The 18,605-nt window shown below is 70.6% G+C and carries 16 protein-coding genes; 10 read left to right on the top strand and 6 right to left on the bottom strand.

The features are described 5' to 3' along the window. Positions 1–107 precede the first annotated feature (107 nt). The 6 genes from CA983_RS10985 to CA983_RS11010 all read left to right on the top strand — a co-directional run bounded on the left by CA983_RS10985 (position 108) and on the right by CA983_RS11010 (position 5,958). The gene (locus CA983_RS10985) at positions 108–881 is read left to right on the top strand and encodes an IclR family transcriptional regulator (RefSeq protein WP_010037854.1); all 774 of its coding nucleotides are present in this window, start codon (positions 108–110) and stop codon (positions 879–881) included. A 3-nt stretch (positions 882–884) separates the two neighbouring features. Beyond that, on the top strand, positions 885–1,355 hold the full coding sequence (locus CA983_RS10990; protein ID WP_086600698.1) for a GNAT family N-acetyltransferase: 471 nt from the start codon (positions 885–887) through the stop codon (positions 1,353–1,355). Between the two features lie 102 nt (positions 1,356–1,457). Then, on the top strand, positions 1,458–2,465 hold the full coding sequence (locus CA983_RS10995; RefSeq protein WP_086600699.1) for a hypothetical protein: 1,008 nt from the start codon (positions 1,458–1,460) through the stop codon (positions 2,463–2,465). Beyond that, positions 2,462–3,787, top strand: a complete 1,326-nt coding sequence (locus tag CA983_RS11000) for a sensor histidine kinase (protein ID WP_086600700.1) — start codon at positions 2,462–2,464, stop codon at positions 3,785–3,787. The genes CA983_RS10995 and CA983_RS11000 overlap by 4 nt, the downstream gene beginning before the upstream one ends. Beyond that, a complete protein-coding gene (locus tag CA983_RS11005; RefSeq protein ID WP_086600701.1) occupies positions 3,784–4,446 on the top strand; it encodes a response regulator transcription factor in 663 nt (220 codons plus the stop codon). The genes CA983_RS11000 and CA983_RS11005 overlap by 4 nt, the downstream gene beginning before the upstream one ends. 54 nt (positions 4,447–4,500) lie before the next feature. Beyond that, a complete protein-coding gene (locus CA983_RS11010; protein WP_086600702.1) occupies positions 4,501–5,958 on the top strand; it encodes a peptidoglycan D,D-transpeptidase FtsI family protein in 1,458 nt (485 codons plus the stop codon). Positions 5,959–6,048: 90 nt separating this feature from the next. Here CA983_RS11010 and CA983_RS11015 read toward each other — a convergent pair whose 3' ends face one another. Beyond that, positions 6,049–7,506: an NCS2 family permease gene (locus tag CA983_RS11015; protein WP_086600703.1), complete on the bottom strand. Its 1,458-nt coding sequence runs from the start codon at positions 7,504–7,506 to the stop codon at positions 6,049–6,051. A 270-nt stretch (positions 7,507–7,776) separates the two neighbouring features. On the opposite strand from CA983_RS11015, the gene CA983_RS11020 reads away from it, so the two are divergent. The 3 genes from CA983_RS11020 (at position 7,777) to CA983_RS11030 (ending at position 10,148) form a co-directional block, all read left to right on the top strand. Beyond that, complete coding sequence (locus CA983_RS11020) at positions 7,777–8,382, top strand: SigE family RNA polymerase sigma factor (protein WP_086600704.1); 606 nt, start codon at positions 7,777–7,779, stop codon at positions 8,380–8,382. After that, positions 8,379–9,230, top strand: coding sequence for a hypothetical protein (locus tag CA983_RS11025; protein ID WP_086600705.1), 852 nt, complete (start codon positions 8,379–8,381; stop codon positions 9,228–9,230). Before CA983_RS11020 ends, CA983_RS11025 begins: the two co-directional genes overlap by 4 nt. Positions 9,231–9,314: 84 nt before the next feature. Beyond that, positions 9,315–10,148 (top strand): pectate lyase, encoded by an 834-nt coding sequence (locus tag CA983_RS11030; RefSeq protein WP_086600706.1) that lies wholly within the window; start codon positions 9,315–9,317, stop codon positions 10,146–10,148. Between the two features lie 209 nt (positions 10,149–10,357). Here the strand turns inward: CA983_RS11030 and CA983_RS11035 are convergent, their stop codons facing one another. After that, complete coding sequence (locus CA983_RS11035) at positions 10,358–11,512, bottom strand: right-handed parallel beta-helix repeat-containing protein (protein ID WP_086600707.1); 1,155 nt, start codon at positions 11,510–11,512, stop codon at positions 10,358–10,360. Positions 11,513–11,767: 255 nt separating this feature from the next. Here CA983_RS11035 and CA983_RS11040 point away from each other — a divergent pair, with 255 nt between their 5' ends. Beyond that, positions 11,768–13,975 (top strand): glycoside hydrolase family 43 protein, encoded by a 2,208-nt coding sequence (locus CA983_RS11040; protein ID WP_086600708.1) that lies wholly within the window; start codon positions 11,768–11,770, stop codon positions 13,973–13,975. A 3-nt stretch (positions 13,976–13,978) separates the two neighbouring features. On the opposite strand, the gene CA983_RS11045 is transcribed toward CA983_RS11040, so the two are convergent. The 4 genes from CA983_RS11045 to CA983_RS11060 are packed head-to-tail and all read right to left on the bottom strand — an operon-like array spanning position 13,979 to position 18,540. Then, positions 13,979–15,136, bottom strand: coding sequence for a dienelactone hydrolase family protein (locus CA983_RS11045; protein ID WP_086600709.1), 1,158 nt, complete (start codon positions 15,134–15,136; stop codon positions 13,979–13,981). Then, entirely contained in the window at positions 15,123–16,388 is a 1,266-nt protein-coding gene (locus CA983_RS11050) for a pectate lyase family protein (RefSeq protein WP_086600710.1), read from the bottom strand. Before CA983_RS11050 ends, CA983_RS11045 begins: the two co-directional genes overlap by 14 nt. Next, positions 16,381–17,409, bottom strand: a complete 1,029-nt coding sequence (locus CA983_RS11055) for a pectinesterase family protein (RefSeq protein WP_086600711.1) — start codon at positions 17,407–17,409, stop codon at positions 16,381–16,383. Before CA983_RS11055 ends, CA983_RS11050 begins: the two co-directional genes overlap by 8 nt. Then, complete coding sequence (locus CA983_RS11060) at positions 17,410–18,540, bottom strand: pectinesterase family protein (protein ID WP_086600712.1); 1,131 nt, start codon at positions 18,538–18,540, stop codon at positions 17,410–17,412. It lies immediately after the preceding gene. Between the last annotated feature and the right edge of the window lie 65 nt (positions 18,541–18,605).

Consider the following 18,605-nt stretch of genomic DNA (forward strand, 5'->3'; position numbering starts at 1 on the left):
CCGCAGTACTGGGTCATCCACCAGGGACGTTCGATATACTGAACGCTGTCTCTGATGATGAATATGCTGTGGAGACTATTTCCCGTCGAACGAAGGGGTCAAGGGCGATGTCGGCTGGCGAGACGGGCGGCGGGGCGCAGGTCAAGTCCGCGGTAAGAACGGTTGAACTGCTCGAATACTTCGCCGGGCGTCCCGGTATGCACTCCCTCGCGGCGGTCCAGGAGGCCGTCGGCTACCCCAAGTCCAGTCTCTATATGCTGCTCCGCACGCTCGTCGAGCTGGGCTGGGTGGAGACCGACGCGACGGGCACGCGGTACGGCATCGGCGTGCGGGCCCTGCTGGTCGGCACGTCGTACATCGACGGCGACGAGGTCGTGGCAGCCGCCCGCCCGACCCTGGACCGGCTCTCGGACGACACGACCGAGACGATCCACCTCGCCCGCCTCGACGGCACGAACGTCGTCTACCTCGCCACCCGCCAGTCGCAGCACTACCTGCGCCCCTTCACCCGGGTCGGCCGCCGCCTGCCCGCGCACTCCACGTCCCTCGGCAAGGCGCTGCTGAGCACCTACTCGGACGAGCAGGTCCGCAAGATGCTCCCGGAGACGCTGCCCGCGCTGACCGAGAACACGATCACCGACCGCGAGAAGCTCATCGAGGAGCTGCACCAGGTCCGGGAGCAGGGCTTCGCCGTGGACCGCGAGGAGAACACGCTGGGGCTGCGCTGCTTCGGCGTGGCCATCCCGTACCGCACGCCGGCGCGGGACGCCATCAGCTGCTCGGTGCCGGTGGCGCGACTCACGCCGGCGCACGAACAGCTCGTGAAGGACGCGCTGTTCGACGCGCGGGACCGGCTGACACTGGCCACCCGTAGGCTCTGAGGCATGAACGTCGAGCTGCGCCAGGTCCACGACAGCGATCTGCCGGTCTTCTTCCGGCAGATGAACGACCCCGAGGCTCTCCACATGGCGGCCTTCACCCCCGAGGATCCGGCCGACCGGGACGCCTTCGACGCCCACTGGGCCAAGATCCGGTCCTCCGACGCCGTGGTCCGCACGGTGCTGGCCGACGGTGACGTGGTCGGCAGCGCGGCGGTGTACGGCGAGCCGGGCGAGCGCGAGGTGACGTACTGGGTCGACCGCGCGTACTGGGGGAAGGGCATCGCCACGTCGGCCCTGCGGGCGCTGGTCACGGAGGTCCCCGAGCGCCCCTTGTACGCCCGGGCGGCGTCGGACAACGCGGGCTCGCTGCGCGTTCTGGAGAAGTGCGGGTTCCGTGCCGTCGCCACGGCCAGCGGGTTCGCCAACGCGCGGGGCGCCGAGATCGCGGAGACGGTCCTGATCCTGGAGGGCTGAGCGGCAGCCCCCTGGTATCTCCCCGCGTCTCCCCCGTCCGGCGGAGGCGGATCGTCGTCGTGCAGGAGGTGCCGTCGGCCTGCCGCGCGGGAGCCTGGGCGCATGACGCAGTCGATCGCTCCCCGCACCGCTTCCCGCCCCGCCGTCGGTCTCAGCCGCCCCCGGCGACTCCTCCGTGCCGTCGCCGTCCTCTCCTGCGTGCCGTACCTCGGGCTCAAGGCCGCCTGGATCGCGGGGAGTCACCTCGGGATCCCCGAGGGGAGTGCGCTGCTCGACGACCGCCTCACCATGGCCGTGATCAACAGCCTCTCCGTCCTGCTGGACAGCGCGGTGATCGTGCTGGCGCTGGTGCTGACCCGGCCATGGGGGCTGCGGGTGCCCGCGTGGCTGCTGGCGTTCCCCGTGTGGGTCGCCACCGGGCTGCTCGCGCCGATCATGGCCGGGTTCCCGGCGCAGCTGGTCGTGAGGGCGTTCGGCGGAGGGGGCGCGGAGTCCCCGGGGCGGGACGCCTTCCTGGACGAGTGGGTGTTCGCCGTCGTGTACTCGGGGTTCATCCTCCAAGGGCTCGCCCTCGGCGGCCTCTTCGTGCTCTACGCCCGCGACCGCTGGGGCCATCTGTGGCGGGGCCGGGTCCGGGAACTGCCCGTCGGTGCCGTCGGGCCGGCGCACCGGGCCCTCGCCGCCGTGGCCGCCGTGCTCGCTCTTCTGCCGCTCACCCTCCACGTCCTCTGGGCCTGCGGTGTCACCGCCGGACTCAGCGAGGGCCGGGCGGCGGACCGGGGCGGTGACTTGCAGGTCCTGGAAGCGGTGTACGTGCTGTTCCTCGTCGCGGCCGTCGCCGGCGGACTTCTGCTGGCCTTCCGGCGCGGCCGGGCGCTGCCCGTGGCGGTGCCGCTCGGGCTGGCCTGGGTCGGCTCGGGTGCCGTGGCCTGCTGGGGCGGCTGGCTGGCGCTCGCCTCCCTCGGCGGCGTCGAGGACATCGCCGACCGTCCGACGCCGCTGATGAACCTCGCCTACGCTGGGCAGATGCTCGTCGGCTTCCTCGTCGCCGCCATCGGCGTCTACTACTTCGCCGAGCGCTCGGCCCGGGCCGAGCGGCGGGCCGCGTGAGACGGGCCGCCCGGTCCCTGTTCGGCCGGCGGGCCCGGCTGCGCTGGGTGCATCTGATCCTCGGCGGCGCGCTCGCCATGCCGTACGTCCTGGTCGGCTCGGTGATCATCGGTCCGGCCACCGGCAGCACGAACGTCTTCGGGTCCTTTCCGCTCCAGCTCGCCTCCTTCGGCGTGGGGCTGCCGCTCGCCGCCGTCACGTCCGTGTTCCCGCTGACCCGGCCGCTGGAGGCCGCCGCCGCGCGCTGGCTGTGCGGTGTCGAAGCGGACCGGCTCGCCTTCGGACCGGCCCGCACGCGGGGCGAGAAGGGCCGTACGGCGAGCTGGTTCACGCTCCATCTCGGGATCGGCGGGATCATCGCCGGGATGTCGCTGGCCGTGCCGCCGTTCGCCACCGTGCTGATCCTGCTGCCGGTCTTCGCGGGACTGGGCGGCACCCGGCTCGGGCTGCCCGAAGCCTTCGACCACGCCTGGGCGTTGGCGCTCGCGCCGGTCGCGGGCGCGGCGATGCTCGTCGCCCTCGCCGGCTRCGCCGCCGGCAGCGGTGCGCTGCTGGCCCGCTGGGCGCCCGCGCTGCTCGGCCCGTCTCCCGAGGGCCGGCTCGCGGCCGCCGAGGCCCGCGCCACCGACCTGGCCGTACGCAACCGGCTGGCGCGGGAGCTGCACGAYTCCGTGGGCCATGCGCTGAGCGCCGTCACGCTCCAGGCGAGCGCGGCGCGGCGCGTCCTCGACTCCGACCCGGAGTTCGTCCGCGAGGCCCTGGCCGCGATCGAGGACACGACCCGACGCACCGTCGGCGAACTCGACGCCGTGCTGGGTGTGTTGCGCGAGGGCGACGCGCCCGGCACGGCCCCGGCGCCGACCCTCGCGGCCGACCTCGACGGTCTGCTGCGCCGCACCCGGGCCGGTGGACAGCGCGTGACGGCCACGGTCGACGCCGACCCGGAGTCCCTGCCCCCGTTGTTGTCCCGCGAGGGCTACCGGATCGTGCAGGAGGGGCTGAGCAACGCCCTCAAACACGCGGGCGAACGGGTCGCCGTGGACGTGCGGATCGCGGTGGCGGACGGGCGGCTGGAGATCACCGTGGAGAATCCGATGACCGGCCCTGCGACGGTGACCGGGCCCACGACGGTCACCGGTCCCATGACGGTCACGGGTCCCGCGTCCTCCCGCCCCGGCGGCGGCCACGGGCTGCGCGGCATCGCGGACCGGGTCAGGCTGCTGGGCGGGACCATGACGGCCGGTCCGGCCGCCGGATCGTCCGAACCGGCCGGACAGACCTGGCGGCTGCACGTACGTCTGCCGATGAAAGGACCCGCATGACCCGCCCGACGCCGATCCGTGTCGTCCTCGCCGACGACGAGCGCATGGTCCGCACCGCGCTGCGCGCCATCCTCTCCGCCGAGCCGGACCTGGAGGTGGTGGGCGAGGCGGCCACCGGTGCCGAGGCCGTGTCGGTCGTCCGGGACCTGCGGCCGGACGTCGTCCTCATGGACGTCCGCATGCCGGAGATCGACGGCATCCGCGCCACCGAGCAGATCCTCGCCACCCTGGAGGAGCCGCCCCGGATCGTCGTCGTGACAACCTTCGAGAACGACTCCTATGTGTACGACGCGCTGCGCGCCGGAGCCGCCGGGTTCCTGCTGAAGCGTGCGGACGCGGACGCGCTCGTGCAGGCGGTCCGGCTGGTGGCGCGCAGCGACAGCCTGCTGTTCCCGGCGGCCGTCCGCACCCTCGCGACCGAGCACGCCCGCGCCCACCCGGCGCCGCCCGCGTGGGTGGCGAAGCTCACGGGGCGCGAACGGGAGGTGCTGCGGCACATGGCGGAGGGGCTCACCAACGCGGAGATCGCCCGTCGGATGGAGGTCGGCCCCGCCACGGTGAAGTCGCACGTGGCGGCGGTACTGGCCAAGACGGGCACCCGGGACCGTACGCAGGCGGTCATCGCGGCGTACGAGGCGGGCTTCCTGAACGCCGGATGAGAAAACGGGTCGGGTGGGAACGATCCGCCCGGTGTAATTCGTCCTCAGTTCGGGATGAACAAGACGATCAGGCGCGCCTCGGTCTTCGCGCTGCTGCTGGTGTTCGCTCTGCTGGTCAGGGCGACCTGGGTGCAGTTCTACGAGGGCCAGGCGCTCGCAGACGACAAGGACAACCGACGGAACGCGATCGAGACGTACTCGGCGCCGCTCGGGAACATCATCGTGGCCGGCCGGTCGATCACCGGCTCGGCGCCGACGAAGGGCAGCGACCTCAAGTACAAGCGCACGTACACGGACGGCGAGCTGTACGCGGCCGTGACGGGATACGCGTCGCAGGCGTACGCGCCGACCCAGCTGGAGGGCATCTACACCGACCTGCTCAACGGCACCGACAGCCGGCTGAAGTCCGTGATGGACACCCTCACCAACCAGCGGGCCGACCCGGGCAACGTGGTCACGACGATCGACCCGGACGTGCAGAAGGCGGCGTACGACGCGCTCGGCGACAAGAAGGGCGGGGCCGTCGCCATCGACCCGAAGACCGGGAAGATCCTCGCGGTCGTGTCGACCCCGTCGTACGACCCCTCGTCGCTGACCGACGCCAACGCGGCGGGGGTGGCCTGGAAGAAGCTCACCTCGGATCCGGACAAGCCTCTGACCAACCGTGCGCTGCGGCAGCCGCTGCCGCCGGGTTCGACGTTCAAGCTGGTCGTGGCGGCGGCCGCGCTGGAGGACGGGCTGTACTCGTCGGTGGACGAGAAGACCGACAGCCCCGACCCGTACACGCTGCCGGGCACCACCCGGGACCTGACGAACGAGAACCCGAACGCGCCCTGTACGAACGCCTCGATCCGTACGGCGCTGAGGTACTCGTGCAACAACGTCTTCGCGAAGATGGCCGTCCGACTGGGCCAGGACAAGGTCAAGGCGATGGCCGAGAAGTTCGGCTTCAACAACGACAAGCAGGACGTGCCGGTGCGGGCCTACACGAGCGTGTACCCGTCGGACATGTACCCCTCGGAGACGGCCCTGACGGGCATCGGCCAGTTCGATGTCACCGCGACGCCGCTCCAGATGGCCATGGTGTCGGCGGCCATAGCCAACGGCGGCAAGCTGGTTTCGCCGCATACTGTTTCGCAGATCACCAACAGCGGTGGTGACGTGTTGCAGGACTACGACGACGACGCGGGGTCGAAGGAGATCGTCAGCTCCTCGACCGCCGAGCAGTTGCAGTCGGCGATGCAGACGGTCGTGGAGCAGGGCACCGGTACGAACGCCCAGGTCCCGGGCGCGACCGTGGGCGGCAAGACGGGTACGGCCCAGCACGGCGAGAACAACAGCCAGGTGCCGTACGCCTGGTTCACCTCGTACGGGAAGTCCGACTCGTCAGGCAAGGAGGTCGCCGTGGCGGTCGTCGTCGAGCAGTCGAACGCGGCCCGCTCGGAGGTCAGCGGCAACGGCCTGGCGGCGCCGGTCGCCAAGGCGATGATGGAAGCGGCGCTGAAGGACTGAACCTCCGCCGCGCGAAAGCCGTCTGTACAGACAGATGGGCCGCCCCCTTCCCCCCGGGGGCGGCCCTTCGCCGTCACTGCACGCCTGGCGTCACTTGGCTCCGAGCAGCTGCTCGATCGGGTCGATCGCGAAGTACACGAGGAACAGCACAGAGGTCCCCCACAGCAGCCAGTGGATCTCCTTGGCCTTGCCGAGCACGGTCTTGATGACGACGTAGGCCAGGAAGCCGGCGCCGATGCCGTTGGTGATGGAGTAGGTGAACGGCATCACGGCGATGGTGAGGAACGCGGGGATGGCGATGTCGTAGCGGTCCCAGTCGATGTGCTTGACCTGGGTCATCATCAGGAAGCCGACGGCGACCAGGGCGGGAGCGGCCGCCTGCAGCGGGACGATGGTGAGCAGCGGGGTCAGGAACAGCGCGAGGCCGAACAGCCCGCCGGTGACGAGGTTGGAGAAGCCGGTGCGCGAGCCCTCGCCGACGCCGGCCGCCGACTCGATGTAGGAGGTCGCCGAGGAGGCCGAGGCCGCGCCGCCCGCGACCGCCGCGGCACCGTCGATCAGCAGTACCCGGCCGAGGTTGGGGACCTTGCCCTCCTCGTCGAGCAGGCCCGCCTCGGCGCTGATGCCGACGACCGTGCCCATGGTGTCGAAGAAGTCCGACAGGATCAGCGTGAAGATCAGCAGGACGACGGTGATGACGCCGACGCCGGGGGCGCTGAAGGCACCGAACAGGTCGAAGTCGCCGATGAGTCCGAAGTCGGGGGCGTCGACGAGCTTGTCGGGCCAGGAGGGTGTGGTCAGGCCCCAGCTCTTGATGTCGGCTATGGAGTTGATCACTATCGCCAGCGCCGTCATGGTGACGATGCTGATCAGGATGGCACCCTTGACCTTGCGGGCGAGCAGGCCGATCGTCAGCAGAACGCCGAGGCAGAAGACGAGAATCGGCCAGCCGGTGAGGGTTCCGGTGCCGCCCAGCTGAACCGGCACGGTGGTGTTCGCGGCGTCCGGGATGCGGCTGACGAACCCGGCGTCGACGAAGCCGATGAAGGCGATGAACAGACCGATGCCGACGCTGATCGCCTGCTTGAGCGGCTGGGGTATGGCGTGCATGACGGCCTCGCGCAGACCGGTCACCACCAGCACGCAGATCAGCAGGCCTTCGAGGACGATCAGGCCCATCGCGTCGTCCCAGCTCATCAGCGGGGCGATCTGGAAGGCGACCACGGCGTTCAGGCCGAGCCCGGCGGCGAGCGCGAGGGGCAGATTGCCGCCCACGCCCATGATGATCGTCATGACCGCGGCCACCAGGGCGGTGGCGGTGGTGAGCTGGACGGCGTCCAACTGGTGCCCGAACTTGTCCTTCGCGCTGCCCAGGATGATGGGATTCAGGACAAGGATGTAGGCCATCGTGAAGAACGTGGCGAAGCCGCCGCGTATCTCACGGCCGAAGGTGGATCCCCGCTCGGAGATCTTGAAGAACCGGTCGACGCTGTTCACCGCCGGTGGTGCGGCGTCGGGCCGGTCGGCCACCTTCTGCGATTCGGACATGACGGGTGCTCCTCGGTGCCTGGGTGATCGGTGTGCGGATGCTGGCTGGATTGTTCCTGCGTTGAACCACATTCGGGTTTTCTTCGTGTTACGGAATCAGAGTCCGGCCTGCCATACGCCGTTCGAAGCTCCGTACGAACCATCCTGAGAACGCTGCTACGCTTCCCGATCTCGTCCGGACCTCCCCCGGATGATCACATGTCATCTACATGACACTCACGGCACCCCCGCCGGGAGTGTGCCCGAAGCCGCTGCGAGGAGAGGTCGCCCGTGGGCACAGTCGTCGACGACGCCGCCTCCGTGGAGTTCCACGCCTTCTTCGAGCGTCACTACGCAGAGCTGTCCCGCCTGGCCTACCTGCTGACGGGCGAGTCGGACACCGCCGACGACCTGGCGGCGGACGCGTTGCTGGCGCTGTGGCACCGCTGGGACCGGGTGCGCGCGGCCGACCATCCGGCGGCGTACGCGCGCGGTGTGGTCGCCAACCTGGCCCGCAGCCGGATCCGCAGCGCCGTGCGGGAGCGGCGGCGCATCGCCCTGTTCTGGTCGCAGCGCGAGGAGAACACCGAGAATCCGGACGTCGCGGGCGTGGTCGACGTCCAGGGGGCGTTGCGCAGGCTGCCGTTCCGCAAGCGGGCCTGTGTGGTGCTGCGGCACGCGTTCGACCTCTCGGAGAAGGACACCGCGCTCGCCCTCGGCGTCTCGGTGGGTACGGTGAAGAGCCAGACCTCCAAGGGAATGGCCGAACTCCAGCGGTTGCTGGGCACACAGGGAGTACCGCAGCGGATGCACGCGGCGGTGGGCGCTCCCCGTTGCTCGCCGGTCGTGGAAAGCTTGCGGGCGCGCACCGGTGAGGGCGGAGGAAGGGACCGATGACGATGCGGCGGGACGTGCACGAGGAGCTGCGCGCCCGGCTGCACGAAGCGGCCGGGACGCACCAGCCCGACCGGGAGCAGATCCTGGCCCGGGTCGAGCGCGGCATGGCCGGTCCGGCCGGTTCCGGCCACCGGGCGACGCGTCCGCCAGTGTTCGGGTGGATGCGGGTGGCCGGTGCGACGGCCGCGGTGGCGGGTGTGCTGGCGGTGGGCGGTTACGCGGTCGCGTCCGCGGTGAAGGAGGAGACCGCCCCGCCGCAGCAGGACGTGGCGACGTCGCCGACGCCCACGCCCACGCCGTCGCCGGAGGCGACGAGCCGGGCCCCCGCACCGCCGGTGGATCCCACGCCGTCCGCCCCGCCGGAGCGCCGCGAGTCCGCTCCGCCGCCCTCGCGGACGCCGAGCACGTCCGTCACCGGGCGGACGCCCGCCGCCACGGAGGACGGGCCGCTGTGGTCGGACGGCTCGGTCGACCCGCACAGCAACGACTTCTGGGCGCAGAGCAACATCACGATCAAGACGCGCGAGGAACTGACCGCGCTGACCGTGCGGTTGCGTGTGGCCCAGACCGGCGGGGTCTCCGACGCGGGAGCGTGGCGGTCGCTGCCCGAGCAGGACTTCACGCTCACGGTCGGCGAGCGCGACGGCTTCCTCGTCTACACCTGGACCCTGAAGGAGGGCCGCAAGGTCCCGGCGGGCGAGTGGGTGTTCGCCGGCCAGTTCGACCACGAGCGCGGCGGCCGTGACGCCGGCGCCGACCGGTACACGGTGACGGCCGCCGCAGGTGCGGAGCGGCTGTCCGTGGGCGGCGGTTTCGCGGCCGTGGACGACACCGAAGACGACTCCTGAAAAATTCCTGAAGACTCGGCAACCCTTTCCTCACCGGTGGCGACCACCAGGCGCAAGAGTCACCACCCATTGAGGAATCGGTACATGACTGCACCAGCAGAACAGCGCGTCCGCCATCGCCGCCGGGTCACCAAGCGGCGTGCCGTGATCGCCGGGTTATCGGCGTTCGGCATCACGGGAGCGGCGGTCGTCACCACGTCGATGCTGTCCACCGCGGGCGCCGCGTCCTCCTGGCCCACGGACAAGGGCAAGACGCCCGTGTCGGCGACCATCGCGGTCTCCGGTGTCCGCGACGGCGGGATGAAGATGTTCTACGGCTCCGGCGCGCTCGGCGGCGACAGCCAGGACGAGGGCCAGGCCCCCCTCTTCGAGCTGGCCGACGGCGCCGTGCTGAAGAACGTCATCATCGGCACCCCGGCCGCGGACGGTGTGCACTGCAAGGGCAGCTGCACGCTCCAGAACGTGTGGTGGACGGACGTCGGCGAGGACGCGGCCAGCTTCAAGGGCAAGTCGTCGTCGGCCGTGTACAAGGTGATCGGCGGCGGCGCGAAGAACGCCGACGACAAGGTGCTCCAGTTCAACGGCGCCGGCACGCTGAACGTGTCGGGCTTCCAGGTGCAGAACGCCGGGAAGCTGGTGCGCTCCTGCGGCAACTGCAAGACGCAGTACAAGCGCACGGTCGTGCTGAACGACATCGACGTCACGGCGCCCATGAACTCGATCGTCGGCGTGAACGCCAACTACGGCGACACGGCCACGCTGTCGAAGATCCGCATCCACGGCGACAGCAAGAAGAAGATCAAGACGTGTGTGCGCTTCGAGGGCAACAACACCGGCAAGGAGCCCAAGGAGCTGTCCCCGGCCGGCCCGGACGGCAAGACCTGCAAGTTCAAGGCCTCGGACATCAGCTACCAGTGACGCCGCGGCACGTGTGAGCTCCGGCCGGCCCGAATCCCCCTCGGGCCGGCCGGATGCCGGAGGTCCGGGCCCCAGCCGGACCACCCGGCACCCGACCCTCCGGAGCCCCCCTCCGGACGGTCGGACAGCCCTGGCCGAGCCCCCCTCGGCCAGACGGCAGGACGCCCCCGTCGGTTCGCACCGGCGGGGGCGTCGCCCTACCCGGCGCACTAGTCCATCGTCGAACCGATGGTCGTCGAGCCGGTCGTCAGGAACGTCGTCGCGGGGAGGGAGCCGTCCGCCCGGCGCGCTCCGTACGCGCTTCTCGCGTCCGTCGACCTGAAGGGCGGGGCGGTGACGCCGCTGTCCCAGTGGTTGCCGGCGGAGACGGCCGCGGAGCCCAGCTCGGCGGGCCCGCCCTTGTCGCTCACGGCGAGGTTCTTGCCGAGGCGGGCCTTGCCCGTGGCGAAGCAGAAGCCGTTGTGGGCGTTGGCGTAGGTGGTGTTGCGGTTCACGGCGATGGCGCCGGTGTTGGAGTTCTCGGTGAAGCCGTGGAGCGCGTTGTCCCAGGCGGCGTTGTCGTTGACGACATGGGCGACCGACGCTCCGCCGCCGCCCAGTTCGAAGCCGTTGCCGTTGCCCTCGAAGGCCGGGTCGTGCCAGCGGTTCTCGCCGTTGCCGAAGGCCCAGGAGTGCTCGACGGTGACCGGGGAGGAGAACTGCCAGAGGTCGAGGCCGTCGTCGGAGTTGTCGTACAGCCGGGCGCCGGTGATCCTGTTGCCCGTCCCGGAGCCGAACTTGACGGCGATGCCGTCGGCGTTCTGGCCGTGGCCGGCCGGGTCGTAGTTGCCGTGGCTGTCCAGGTTCCGCACGAGGTTGCCGGTGGTGCCGTCGCCGCGCAGGGTGAAGCCGGAGTCGCCGTTGTCCGCGGTGACGAGGTTCCTGAAGACGCCGCCGACGGAGGACGTGGCGACGAAGCCCTGGGCCGGTGAGTTGACGAAGGCGAGGTTCTCGACGGTCCAGTGGTCGCCATGGACGGCGGCCAGCCAGGAGCCGGCGGGCAGCTTCGAACCGTCGATCCGGACCTTCTCGCCGTCGTACGCCCGCAGGGTGATGCGTGCCGAAGGGGTGCCGTTCGCCGTGGACTTGAGGGTGGCGGCCGGATAGTAGGTGCCGCCACGGACCTGGATGGTGGTACCTGCGGTGGCGTTCTGCACGGCCGCTTCGAGCTGGGCCGCGGTGGAGACGGTGACCGTCGACGAGGCGGCCTGCGCGCCGCCGCCCGAGAGCCCGAGGTAGACGCCGCCCGCCCCCGAGGCGCAGGCCACCGCGGCGGCGATGGCAAGCGTACGGGTCCGGCGGTGACGTCCTGTGCTGAGCGGCACGGAGCGTTCCTTTCCTAGGCGATGAGGCATTGAGGACGGAATCGGTTCGGAGGGGCCCGCTCCGTGCCGTTTCCGACCAGCAGTCGCCGCCGCGCCGCGAAAGGGTTGCCGCCGTCACGTGCACAGGCGTGCCGGAGGTTGCGAAAGTTTCGGAACCACCCGCCTCATGCACACCCGTTGACGCCCTGTCCCCGTCCGGTGAAACTCCGAAGGCCGCCATCCAACAGAATCCCCCAGACTCCGACAGGAAGTGTCATGCGCCCCCGCACGCTCCTGCTCCCGTTCCTGGCCCTGACCGGCCTCCTCCTGACCCTTCTCACGGCGCCACCCAGCACCGCGGACTCCGGAGCACCACCCGTGAAGCACTCCAAGTACGCCGGCTATCTCTTCGCCTACTTCACGGGCGAGGGCACCGCCGACGGCGAGCAGATCCGTTACGCCCTCAGCCGGGGCAACGACGCGCTGCACTGGCGTGAGCTGAACGCCGGCAAGCCGGTCCTGACGTCGACGATCGGCGAGAAGGGCCTGCGCGACCCGTTCGTGATCCGCTCCCCCAAGGGCGACAAGTTCTTCCTGATCGCCACCGACCTGCGGATGTACAAGAACTCCAGCGGAAGCTGGGACCAGGTCCAGCGGCACGGCAGCAAGTCGATCATGGTCTGGGAGTCCACCGACCTGGTCAACTGGACCGACCAGCGCCTGGTGGAGGTCTCCCCGGACAACGCGGGCAACACCTGGGCCCCGGAGGCCTACTGGGACGACGAGCTCGGTGAGTACGTCGTCTTCTGGGCATCGAAGCTGTACGCCGACGACGACCCGGAGCACAAGGGCAACACGTACAACAAGATGATGTACGCGACGACCAAGGACTTCCGCACCTTCAGCGAGCCGAAGATCTGGAACGACCCCGGCTACTCGGTGATCGACTCCACGGTCGTGAAGTACAAGGACGAGTACTACCGCTACACCAAGGACGAGCGGGACCCCAGCTCCTCCAGCCCCTGCTCCAAGTTCATCACCGGTGAGAAGTCGACGTCCCTGACCTCGACGAAGTACGACTTCGTGGCCGACTGCATCGGCAAGGGCGCGATGGACCGCGGTGAGGGCCCGACGGTGTTCAAGTCCAACACCGAGAAGAAGTGGTACCTGTTCATCGACGAGTACGGCGGCCGCGGCTACATCCCGTTCGAGACCACCGACCTCGCCTCGGGCAAGTGGACCCCGTCCACGGACTACCAGCTCCCGGCGAGCCCCCGGCACGGCACGGTGCTCCCGGTGACGCAGAAGGAGTACGACCGGCTGCTGGCGGCGTACCCGGCCACGCCCACGTCGGTCGTGGACGCGACGGCGAAGCACCAGAAGGGCTACTCCATCGTCACGGACAGCGCCTCGAAGGTCGTGCTGCCGATGGAGCCCGACGCCGATCTGCGCGGCCTCGCCCCGAAGCTGTGGGTCGGTGAGGGCGCCACGCTGAGCCCGAAGTCCGGCACCCGGCGCGACTTCCGCACGCCGCAGAAGTACACCGTGACAGCGGCAGACGGCACCAAGCGCACCTGGACGGTCGAGGCGGTCCGCACCCGCAGCCCCATGCTGCCCGGCCTGAACGCCGACCCCGACGTCCACTACCTCGACGGCAGGTACTGGATCTACCCGACGACGGACGGCTTCCAGGGCTGGAGCGGCACGAAGTTCAAGGCGTACTCATCGAAGGACCTGGTCCACTGGAAGGACCACGGCGTCATCGTCGACCTCGGGCCCGACGTGACCTGGGCCGACAAGTACGCCTGGGCGCCCGCGATCGCCGAGCGGAACGGCAAGTACTACTTCTACTTCTGTGCCGAGCAGCAGATCGGCGTGGCGGTGGCCGACTCCCCCGCCGGCCCCTTCAAGGACGCGCTCGGCAAGCCGCTGGTCGCCAAGGGCGGGGCGCTCAAGGGCCAGATGATCGACCCGTCGGTCTTCACGGACGACGACGGCCAGGCGTACCTGTACTGGGGCAACGGACGCGGGTACGTCGTTCCGCTCAACGACGACATGGTGTCCTTCGACGCGTCGAAGGTGCGGGACATCACCCCGGACAACTTCCGCGAGGGCTCCTTCGTGATCAAGCGGAAGGGCACGTACTACTTCATGTGGTCGGAGGACGACACCCGCAGCGAGAACTACCACGTGGCGTACGCGACGGGACCGTCCCCGCTCGGCCCGTGGACCAAGCGCGGGACGATCCTTCAGAAGCGGCCCGAGTACGGCATCCTCGGCACCGGTCACCACTCGGTGGTGAACACCCCCGGCACCGACGACTGGTACATGGTCTACCACCGCTTCGCCCTCAACGGCCCGGGGCGGCCGGGCGGCGACGGCATGCACCGGGAGACCACCATCGACCGCATGGAGTTCGCGGCCGACGGCAGCATCAAGCCGGTGGTGCCGACGCTGGAGGGCATCAAGCCGGTACGGCGATGAGCCTCACAGGACGTCGTCGAGCCAGTTGAAGACCTCGTCCTGCATCTCGCGGGTGAAGACGTGGCCGAGCTCCGGCCACGTCTTCGTCCGTATCCGCTCCTCGGCGTGGCGCGACCGCCAGACGGCACGCAGCTTGTCGTACGCGACCCGTACGCCCTCGGCCGGGAACAGCGTGTCGAGCCCGCCGTCGAGGAACAGCATCGGCTTGGGCGCGGCGATGCTCGCCACGTCGGGGATGTCGAGGTGCCGGGCGAGCCCCGGGTGGAGCATGTAGTACGCCGACTGCCCGCGCAGCGTGTTGTTGCCGGGCACCATCATTTCTTTCAGCCCGGTCATCCAGCACACACTCGCGGCGGCCGCGATGTGGTCGCTGAGGGCGGCGGTCTGCCAGGCGCGGTAGGCGCCCATGGAGAAGCCGACGGCCGCGACCCGCCGGGCGTCCACCCGGTCGAGTCCCGCCAGGAAGGCGGCGGCCCGCTGGTCCTCCCGGGCCATGAGCCCGGCGAGCGAGGAGCCGAGGTTGTAGAAGTTGGCGGCGAGGGCCTGCTGCTGCTCGTAGGCGAGCGGGCCGCGATCGCCCCAGCCGAGCGCGTCCAGGCACAGCACCACATAGCCGCGCCGCGCCAGTTCGTCGCCGACGAACCGCCCGCTGAAGTACTTGTCCGCCCAGGACCGGGCGGAGGCGAGACGCGTGTCGTCGTACCAGGGCCGGACGAGTTTCTCCTTCCCGATGTCGAACCTGGCGCCGTGGTCGTGCAGGAGCAGCACGGCGGGGAAGGGTCCCTTGCCGTGCGGGGTGAGCAGGGCGCCGCGCACCCGTTCGTAGCGGGTGAGGGAGACGGTGACCAACTCCCTTGTGTATCCCTCACCTTGGGCACGGCCACCGATCTCCGGTGCGTACGGTGTCCCGTCCTGCCGTTCGACGAGCAGGTGCTCCTCGACCGTGGCCCGGGCGGCTCGCCGCCAGGCGCGGAAGTTTCGGATGGGGGATCGTCCCCAGGCGAGCGGGAAGGTCAGGGCGTCCTTCAGCGCCGGGTGGAAGTCGGGCAGCGGGCCGGCCACGACCGCCGCCTCCGCCCCGCTCACCGCTCCCCCGGCCAGCAGCGCCGCGCTCCCCCCGACCACGAACGTCCGCCTGCCGAGCGGCTCATGGGTGCCCATACGACCTCCCTGTTCCGGCGTGCCGCAGCACGTACCGCTCGACCGCCGATGGGGACGTGAGGGCGCGGTAGTCGTACACGTCGGCGGGATCCCAGCCGACGTCGTTCCCGAGGCCGAGACCGCTCGCCACGGCGTCGAGCCGGGCGTGCCGGCCGTTGAACCAGGAGCCGGTGTCGCGGAACCGCTCGCCCCCGTAGTCCGCGACGGCGAGGGACGGCCCGCCCCCGGGATACCGGAAGACGTTGCGCTCGGAGAAGATCGCGGACTCCACGCCGACGCCCAGGGCATAGAGCGGCGGCTGCCCCCGGTGGACGTTGTTGACGACGTGCACCTGCCCGAAGCGGACACGCGGGGCGCGCTGCACGATGCCGCTGAACAGGTTGCGGACGAAGGTCACCTTGAGGTGCCCCCGGTCGCGGTCGCCGCGTCCGTCGCCCGACCCGATGAGGATCGCCTTGTCGTGGTCCTCGAACCGGCTGTCGGAGACCGTGACGAAGTCGGAGCCGTCCTCGATGTCCAGCAGTCCGTCGTGCCGCTGCACGCGCTCGCCGTGGAAGCCGAGGGGCGCCTCGCGGTCGGGGAACCGGCCGTCGGTGAAGGTGCAGTGGTCGATCCAGATGTTCTTGCCGGTGATCACGGTCAGCGCGTCGAAGCGGGCGTTCCAGCTGCCGCGTGTGCCGTCGCCCGGGGACCAGCTGGTGAAGTGGTCGACGGGCGCCTCCAGATGCAGGTTCCGCACGATGATGTTGCTGCCGGTGTTGACCGTCAGGAACACCCCGAGCAGCCGGGCGTCGCGGCCCACGCCGACGAGGGTCGTGTTGCTCGGCACAGTGAGCTGGATCTGCGCCTTCTCCTTGTTCGACCCGGTCTGGCGCAGTTGCCGCTGCTGCCTGCAGTGGTCGAAGCGGGTGTCGGACCAGACGGCGCCGTCCTCGCCGAAGCAGGACATGTACTTGCCAAGGTCGTATCCGGGCGCGTAGTCCTGCTCGCCGAGCAGGGAACCGTCGTCGCTCTCGTGGCCGTTGATGTCGCCGACGACCCGGATGACCTTGGGCGCGGTGGGCGCGCCGTCGTTCGCCAGGGCCTGCTCGAGCTCGGCGCGGGTGTCCACCGTCCAGGTCGTGCCGCCCGCCCCGCCGGTGGTGCCGGAGCCGGTGGAGGCCCAGCCGACGGGGGCGCGTTCGGCGGCGGAGGCCGGAGAGGCCGTCCCGAGCAGGCAGAGACCGAGGAGGAGAACAGCGGCCTTACGCATAGGGCCGCCAGTCGCCGAGGTAGGTCTCCCTGGTGTGCGACCGGGCCTGTACGCGGGTGAGTTGCGGCCGGTTCTCCGGGACGTGAATCGCCGCCCCCGGCCCCGAGTTCCGGTACTCGGCGAACCGCATCGACTGCCAGGGGTAGGCCTCCCGCATGTTGGTGTACGGGGCCACCGCGTCGATGCCCGGCCCGATCCGGGTCTCCCGCACCACCAGCGACGGCCAGGCCGTGGTCTCGTACGACGGCACCCAGGGTCGGGCCAGCTTGTACGCCCCGTCCTCGGCGCCGGAGGTGATCCGGCAGCGGACGGCGAGGATGCCGTACGGGTTCGCCCGGGCCGTGGAGGGCGCGAAGACCATGCCCTTGGGTGTGAAGTCGACGTCCCGTGCCAGCGTGCGGAAGTGGCACTGCTCGAACACGGCGGTCGCCCGCCCGAAGACGAAGTCGACGTCGCCCTCGATGTAGCAGTGCCGGAAGTACTGCCGGTCGAAGGTGCCGAGTGCGGTCGTGTCGGTGAAGAGGGTGTCCTGGTGGGCCAGGAGCCGGACGTTCTCGAAGCGGGTGCGGTCGCCGTACGTGTACGCCGCGACCGCCTGCGTGCCGGTGATGTCGGGGTGGTCGGCGCGCAGCCAGTCGTTGGCCAGGGTCAGGTCGCGGACGGTCAGCCCGGGGGCCGCCGAGGTGAAGGTGGCGGAGCCGGCGGTGCCGTACGTGGTCCCGTCGGGCTTCTTCGTCCCGTTCGCGTTGTCGAAGACGATGACGGCGTCGCACGGATCGCAGGTGGCACCACGCAGGGTCAACTCCGCCTTGTCGGCGGGGACTGCGACGACCTCCCGGTACGTCCCCGGATGCACGACGACGGTCCAGCCCGGCCCGTCCACGGCGTCCACGGCGGCCTGCACGGAGTCGCCGGGCCGGACGTGGAGGACACGGCGACGGCCGGCCGCGGCGAAAGCGGGTGCGGCACCGGTGGCGACCAGGCCGCCGGCGAGTCCGGTGAGAAGGGTGCGCCGGTGCACTCAGCACACCTCCTTCCACGGCTCCCAGTCGCCGAGGTGAGCGGCGCGGGTCGCCGACCGGGCCTGCTCGGAGGTGAGCTGGGGCCGGTTCTCCGGAACGGAGACGGCGGCGCCCGGACCCGTGTTGCGGTACTCGGCGAACCGCATCGACTGCCAGGGACGGTCGTTCGACATGTTGGTGTAGGGCGCGACCGCGTCGATGCCCGGGCCGAGCCAGGTGTTCCGGACGGTGAGCATGGGGCGGGCGGTGGTGTCGGAGCTGGGCACCCAGGGGCGGGCCAGCTTGTAGAAGCCGTCGGGAGCCTCGCTGTCGACGCGGCTCCTGGTGACCAGGTATCCGAGCGGGTTGGCACCGGCCGTCGAGGGGGCGAAGACGAAACCGTACGGGGCGGACGACAGGTCGGTCCGGTTCAGCGTCCGGAAGTGGCAGTGCTCGAAGACGGCGGTCGCCCGCCCGAAGACGAAGTCGACGTCGCCCTCGGCGTAGCAGTGGGCGAAGTACTGGCGGGCGAAGGTGCCCAGCGCCATCGAGTCGGCGTACAGCGTGTCCTGGTGGCCGAGGAACCGGCAGTGGTGGAAGGCGGACCGGTCGCCCTGGACCTTGATGGCGACGGCCTGGGTTCCGGTGATCCCGGGGTGGTCGGCGCGCAGCCAGTCGTTGGCGAAGGTGATCCAGCGGGCGGTGAAGCCGTCGGCCTGCACGGTGGTGGTGGCGGAGCCGGTCGTGCCGTAGGTGCCGCCGCCGGGCTTGGGCGTCCCGGCCGCGTTGTCGTACACGATCACCACGTCACGGGGGTTCTCGCTCGCCCCGATCCAGGTCATCTCCGTACGGGCGGGATCGACGGCGACTGTCTGCCGGTACGTGCCCGGGGCGATGACGAGGGTGTGTCCGCTGCCGTTCGCCGCGGCGACGGCGTCCCGGACGGTGGTGAAGTCACCGGCGCCGCCCGGGTGGACGTACAGGGTCCTGGGCGTCAGGCGGGCGGCCGGTGAGCCGTACCGGCCGAACGGGCGCGGCCGGGTGCCGGCGGCCCGCGCGGGGACGGCGGCGAGACCGACGACGGCACCCGCTGCGGCGCTCGCGGCGAGGAACGTCCGGCGGGAGAGGGGGACATGGGGCTGCGAGAGCATACGGCTGCTCCTTCGCGGTGCGGCTGGTGCGGGGGGGCTGTCGGTGAGCTGGGAAGGGGCCGGGG

Origin of the sequence: Streptomyces swartbergensis (genome assembly GCF_002148965.1) — a bacterium.
Classification (GTDB): Bacteria; Actinomycetota; Actinomycetes; order Streptomycetales; family Streptomycetaceae; genus Streptomyces; species Streptomyces swartbergensis.

Excerpts from the sequence above, each read along its gene's own strand:
- CA983_RS11005 (WP_086600701.1), top strand. The coding sequence starts at position 3,784 with ATGACCCGCCCGACGCCGATCCGTGTCGTCCTCGCCGACGACGAGCGC.
- CA983_RS10990 (WP_086600698.1), top strand. The coding sequence starts at position 885 with ATGAACGTCGAGCTGCGCCAGGTCCACGACAGCGATCTGCCGGTCTTC.
- CA983_RS11025 (WP_086600705.1), top strand. The coding sequence starts at position 8,379 with ATGACGATGCGGCGGGACGTGCACGAGGAGCTGCGCGCCCGGCTGCAC.
- CA983_RS11010 (WP_086600702.1), top strand. The coding sequence starts at position 4,501 with ATGAACAAGACGATCAGGCGCGCCTCGGTCTTCGCGCTGCTGCTGGTG.
- CA983_RS11030 (WP_086600706.1), top strand. The coding sequence starts at position 9,315 with ATGACTGCACCAGCAGAACAGCGCGTCCGCCATCGCCGCCGGGTCACC.
- CA983_RS10985 (WP_010037854.1), top strand. The coding sequence starts at position 108 with ATGTCGGCTGGCGAGACGGGCGGCGGGGCGCAGGTCAAGTCCGCGGTA.
- CA983_RS11060 (WP_086600712.1), bottom strand. The coding sequence starts at position 18,540 with ATGCTCTCGCAGCCCCATGTCCCCCTCTCCCGCCGGACGTTCCTCGCC.
- CA983_RS11045 (WP_086600709.1), bottom strand. The coding sequence starts at position 15,136 with ATGGGCACCCATGAGCCGCTCGGCAGGCGGACGTTCGTGGTCGGGGGG.
- CA983_RS11050 (WP_086600710.1), bottom strand. The coding sequence starts at position 16,388 with ATGCGTAAGGCCGCTGTTCTCCTCCTCGGTCTCTGCCTGCTCGGGACG.
- CA983_RS11040 (WP_086600708.1), top strand. The coding sequence starts at position 11,768 with ATGCGCCCCCGCACGCTCCTGCTCCCGTTCCTGGCCCTGACCGGCCTC.
- CA983_RS11015 (WP_086600703.1), bottom strand. The coding sequence starts at position 7,506 with ATGTCCGAATCGCAGAAGGTGGCCGACCGGCCCGACGCCGCACCACCG.
- CA983_RS10995 (WP_086600699.1), top strand. The coding sequence starts at position 1,458 with ATGACGCAGTCGATCGCTCCCCGCACCGCTTCCCGCCCCGCCGTCGGT.